Below are 5,527 nucleotides of genomic sequence, written 5' to 3' on the forward strand. Positions count from 1 at the left end.
CAGGCCGGCGAAGACCGATCAAGCGACACGTGATCGGATCTGTCAGATCGCACGGTGCTGCCCCCGTGACCTGGGATGGCCGTTCGCGACATGGAGCCTGACGAAGCTGGCGGAAGTGCTGCGGATCAACAAAATCGCCGACATCAGCCGTGAAACCCTGCGCAAGATCCTGAACGCCGGCGGGGTGTCGTGGCAGGCCACGAAAACGTGGAAGGCCTCGGGCGACCCTGATTTTCAGGCCAAGATGGCGCGGGTGCTCGACCTCTACGACCACCCGCCCGCCGACGGCCGTGTGGTCTGCGTGGACGAGTTCGGGCCACTGAACCTGCAGCCCCGCCCCGGCCGCGGCTGGTTCACCGCGCGGCGGCCACGCCGGCTGCGCGCGACCTACCGGCGCACCCAGGGCGTCCGGCCCATGTTCGGTGCCCTGGACCTGTCCTCGGGCCAGCTGTACTACCGGATCCGGGACCGGAAACGCTGGACGGAGTTCCTGGCGTTCCTGAAATCACTGCGAGCCCGGTGGCCGGGCCAGAAACTATATCTGATCTGCGACATCTACTCGGTCCACAAACGCGCCGAGGTGCGGGCGTGGTGCGCAGCCAACGCAGTCGAGTTGGTGTTCCTGCCCAACTACTCGTCCTGGCTGAACCGCATCGTGCGACACGAAGTCGCATGAGTAACAGTGGAACTCGTAGAAGGAGGGGTCGGCCGATGCCGATAACGTAGTTCCCGATCCTGTGCGCGTGGATCGTCCTCGCCTCGGCGTGCGTCATGGGTGACCGTGGGGTGCGAAGCCCGAGGGCACGGCCCAAGGACCCTTGTTCCATCCAGGGGTCACAGGCTGGGGAAGACCGGGCGGGTGAATCGCGTGAACCCTCGTCGACGCCTCGTCATCAGCACTTCCGCCGATGGGATGTTGCAGCGGGAGAATAGGGGCCGGTCGTTGTGAGACGACAGGTGCCGTCCGGACGGATTTGGCCGGGCGGAGGCGCACCACCGTCCCCGGGGTCCAGAGGGCACCCAATCCGGTCGTGTCTGTCTCATGCGGAACGTGACAATCCCGATGCGGTCCAAGCAGATTCGCTGCTTGGTAGGTCGACTGTGAGGAAGGCTGAACTCCGCAGCGGGGGCAGGATGGCTCGAGAAGCGAATGCCGGTGGGTCGAAAGGCCGCAGGAAACCGGGTGTCACACAACTAGTTCCTCCGCTGGCGACACCCGCATAACTGGCCGGATAGAGGCCTGATGCCTCGACCTGAAAGGGTGCTGACGCGAGCCGGGTGAGCCTGCGAATGACTCGATGACCGGAACTGTCAGAACTCGAGGGGCAAGTTGGACACCACACTGCTGGTGAACGGACCCGGAGACCTGCTTGTCGATTGGGACGCCGTGCGTTGGCGCACTGTCGAGGACCAGGTACGGCGGTTACGGCAGCGGATCTTCGCGGCATCACAGGCCGGGGACCTGAAGAAGGTCCGAAATTTGCAGAAGTTGATGCTTCGTTCCCGCGCGAATGTGCTGATGTCGGTGCGGCGGGTCACGGAGCTCAATGCGGGGCGCAAGACCGCCGGGATCGACGGCGAGGTGGTGACGGATGCGGAGCAGAAGACCGAGATGGTCGACTGGTTGCAGCACCGCACCGCCGCGTGGTCGCCGTGGCCGGTCAAGCGGGTGTTCATACCGAAAAGCAACGGGCGGCGCCGCGGTCTGGGGATTCCCGTGATCGCCGATCGGGCACTGCAAGCGCTGGTGGTCAATGCGCTGGAACCCGAGTGGGAGGCCCGGTTCGAACCCAGATCCTATGGGTTTCGGCCGGGCCGGGGATGCCACGACGCCATCGTGGCGATCCACACCACCGTCAGCCGCACCGACGCCAAACGCGTGTGGATCCTCGACGCCGATCTGGCCGCCGCGTTCGACCACCTCGACCACGGCCATATCGTCGGCTCGCTCGGCACGTTCCCCGCCCCGGGGACTCGTGCAGCAGTGGCTGACCGCCGGCGTGGTCGATGATGGCCGTTTCGCGCCGACCGAGGAGGGTGCTCCACAAGGCGGGGTGATCAGTCCGTTGCTACTCAACGTTGCTCTGCACGGCATGGAAGCCGCCGCCGGGGTCGGTTACTACACCAACGGCACCCTTGCCGGGAAAACGGTGAAGGGCACTCCGGTGGTTATCCGCTACGCCGATGACCTTCTCGCACTATGTTATTCGCGCGAGCAGGCCGAACGGGTCAAACAACAGTTGACGCAGTGGCTGGCTCCCAGAGGGCTTGTCTTCAACGAGGACAAGACCCGCATCACGACCCTGGATCAGGGCGTGGATTTTCTGGGGTTCAACATTCGCCGCTACCCGAACGGGAAGCTGTTGACCAAGCCGAGCAACGCCGCGCTGCGGCGCATCCGGCTACGGCTGTCCACTGAGATGAAGCGGCTGCGCGGCTCCAACGCCGACGCGGTCACCGCCACCCTCAATCCGATCATCACCGGATGGGCGGCCTACTACCGGATCGGGGTCTCCAAACGGGCGTTCGCCGCGCTGGACGCCCACACGTGGCGGCTGGTCTACAAGTGGGCCAGATTCCGTCACTCGAACAAACCGATGTATTGGGTCAAAGCCCGCTACTTCGGCACATTCAACCCCGCCAGGCGGGATTCGTGGGTGTTCGGCAGCCACCACAGTGGCTTCTACCTGCGTAAATTCGCTTGGACACCGATCGTCCGGCACCGGATGGTCGCAGGCACGGCGTCTCCGGACGACCCAGCCCTGGCCGACTACTGGACCGAGCGGCGTCGCCGCCGCACCCCTCCGCTGGGCAAGGACACCCTGCGCCGACTGCGCGCGCAGAACGGCCGATGCCCGCTCTGCCGAGGACTGCTACTGCACACCGACCGCGAACCGCAAACGCCACACCAATGGCAGCAATGGCTCACGGCCGCCCGCACCGCGATTCGCCGACAGGCGATCGTCACTATGGGCGCTCACCCAACGGACGACCGGACCGCAACGCGTCTGATCCACGCCCACTGCCACCGCAGTCACACCAGAAGCGTTGGCGGGCACCGCACTTCTGCCGACCTGTGAGCCTTCAGGGCTTGCTTGAGCCGGTTGCCTGGAAAGCGGGCACGGCCGGTTCTTAGGGGGCGAGGGCGTGGCAACACGCCCTCGCTACCCTCCGAGCGCTGGTTCGGGTTCCTCACCGACCAACTCCTGCGTCGCGGAGTCCACAAAAGCGTTGCGGCACTGGACAAAGACATCACAGCCTGGATCGAGCAGTGGAACGCCGATCCGAAACCATTCGTCTGGCGAAAGACCGCGGAGGAGATCCTCGAATCACTCCGCTAAATATCTTCAACGAATTTCAGGCGCGGAACACTAGGGCGACGGAGGCCTCGTAGTAGTCGCCGGAGTCACGCCCGGCCAGGGAGGACGGGAAAGCCGTCCGCAGGGCGAAGGGGGCCAGGTGAATCGGACACCAGATGTGATCGGGAGGTATGCGTAATGCAGAGCGCCGCAACGGTGCTGGGTGTCCTGCGTGAGCGCGGCAGGCGTGGACTGCCGTGTGAGGAGTTGTATCGGCAACTGTTCAATCCGCAGTTGTATCTGATGGCTTACGGGCGTATCTACGCCAACCACGGCGCGATGACGCCTGGGGTCACCCCGGAAACCGTGGACGGCATGTCACGGGTGAAGATCGATCGCATCATCGATGCGATGCGTCACGAGCGCTACCGATTCCGCCCGGTCCGTCGAGTGGACATCCCGAAGAAGAGCAGCGGCAGAACCCGCGCTTTGGGGTTGCCGACCTGGTCGGACAAGCTTGTCGGGGAGGTAGTTCGCCTGCTGCTGGAGGCTTACTACGAGCCGACATTCTCCGATCGGTCTCATGGGTTCCGCCCGGGGCGGGGCTGTCATACCGCATTGCGGGAGATCGCCAACACCTGGGCCGGGACCGCATGGTTCATCGAGGCGGACATTGCCGACTGCTTCGGTTCGCTCGATCATGATCGTTTGGTCGAAATCCTGTCGAATCGTATCCACGACAACAGGTTTCTGCGGCTGGTGCGCAACATGCTGACGACCGGATACCTGGAGGATTGGAAGTGGGGTGCCACCTTGTCGGGGGCTCCCCAGGGCGGGGTTGCCTCGCCGATCTTGTTTTCCGTCTACCTGCATGAACTCGATCAGTTCGTCGAGAAGATTCTGATCCCGGAATACACCCGAGGTGAGCGCAGGGCCCGCAACCCTGCCAATCTGAAACTGCAGACGCAGCTGGCGACAGCCCGTCGGCGCGGGGACCGGGCTCAAGCTCGGCTCCTGCGGCAGCAGATGACCAGCCTGCCCAGCGCCGATCCGAACGATCCGGGTTATCGGCGGTTGCGTTACTGCAGGTATGCAGATGATCATCTGCTCGGGTTCGCCGGACACAAGGCCGAAGCCGAGGAGATCAAACAGCGGCTGGCGCAGTTCCTGCATGACGATCTCAAACTAGAACTGTCCCAGGACAAGACGCTGATCACCCACGCCCGCACAGGCGCGGCACGGTTCCTCGGCTACGAGATCACCGTCCAGCACAACGACACGAAGAAGACCGGCCGTTACCGACGGGTCAACGGTCAAGTCGCCCTGCGTGTCCCTCTGGACGTGGTCAAGGCCAAATCCGCCCCCTACCTGCACCACGGCAAACCCGCCAAGCAGAAGCCCCTGATCCAGGGCAGCGACTACAGCATCATCGCTACTTTCGGGGCCATCTACCGGGGCGTTGTCCAGTACTACCTGCTCGCCGGGGATGTTCACCGGCTGCATCGATTGCGCTGGGTCATGGAGACCTCGATGCTCAAGACCCTGGCAGCCAAGCACCGCTCGTCGATGTCGAAGATGGCGGCCAAGCACAAAGCCAAGATCGCGACACCACACGGGCCACGCACCTGCTTCGAAGCGCGCATCGAACGACAAGGCAGGCAACCACTGGTCGCACGGTTCGGCGGCATACCGCTGCATCGGCAGAAAAACGGCGAAAGTCCGCGACTCCCCGCCGGTCCGGGTCGACTACCCGCACAAGGAGATCCTCACCAGGCTCCTCGCGGACACCTGCGAACTCTGCGGCACCGTGGGCGAGGTCGAAGTCCACCACATCCGCAAGCTCGCAGAACTCGGAATACCCGGACGGCGTCAGCCCCAATGGATTACAGCCATGGCGAACCGGCGACGCAAGACCCTTGTGGTCTGCACCATCTGCCACGGCCACATCCACACCGGGCACCCGGCCGCACCACTCACGCAGTAGTTCACTGGAGAGCCGGACGATCGGGAAACCATCAAATCCGGTTCGGCGGGAGACCGCGCGGAAAAGGACCAGCACAGCTGGCACCTCGCTGCGCGGTCGACCCATCCTCCTGGCTCACCGGCTACCACCGGCTCAACCTGCGCTACGAGCGCAAGGGCATCCACTTCTGCGCCTTCCTGACACTCGCCGCGGCACTGACCTGCTACAAGAAACTCGCGAAATCAGCCACATGAGACACGCTCTG

At 64.1% G+C, this 5,527-nt stretch carries 3 protein-coding genes and 2 pseudogenes; all 5 read left to right on the forward strand.

Annotation, left to right across the window (positions count from 1 at the left end; translation table 11 throughout):
- The coding region (locus tag NA4_RS37030; RefSeq protein ID WP_245671771.1) for an IS630 family transposase at nucleotides 1-676 on the forward strand (676 nt) is incomplete at its 5' end.
- 711 nt (nucleotides 677-1,387) lie between these two features.
- Nucleotides 1,388-2,279 (forward strand): annotated as a pseudogene (locus NA4_RS43085) (reverse transcriptase domain-containing protein); the annotation flags it as partial.
- Between the two features lie 141 nt (nucleotides 2,280-2,420).
- A complete protein-coding gene (locus NA4_RS43090; RefSeq protein WP_245671772.1) occupies nucleotides 2,421-3,080 on the forward strand; it encodes a group II intron maturase-specific domain-containing protein in 660 nt (219 codons plus the stop codon).
- Between the two features lie 630 nt (nucleotides 3,081-3,710).
- Nucleotides 3,711-4,877, forward strand: a pseudogene (locus NA4_RS43940) (reverse transcriptase/maturase family protein); the annotation flags it as partial.
- Nucleotides 4,786-5,283: an HNH endonuclease gene (locus NA4_RS43945; RefSeq protein WP_373862875.1), complete on the forward strand. Its 498-nt coding sequence runs from the start codon at nucleotides 4,786-4,788 to the stop codon at nucleotides 5,281-5,283. The pseudogene NA4_RS43940 and the gene NA4_RS43945, both read left to right, overlap by 92 nt.
- Nucleotides 5,284-5,527: the final 244 nt, after the last annotated feature.

Origin of the sequence: Nocardia amamiensis NBRC 102102 (assembly GCF_001612745.1) — a bacterium.
GTDB lineage: Bacteria > Actinomycetota > Actinomycetes > Mycobacteriales > Mycobacteriaceae > Nocardia > Nocardia amamiensis.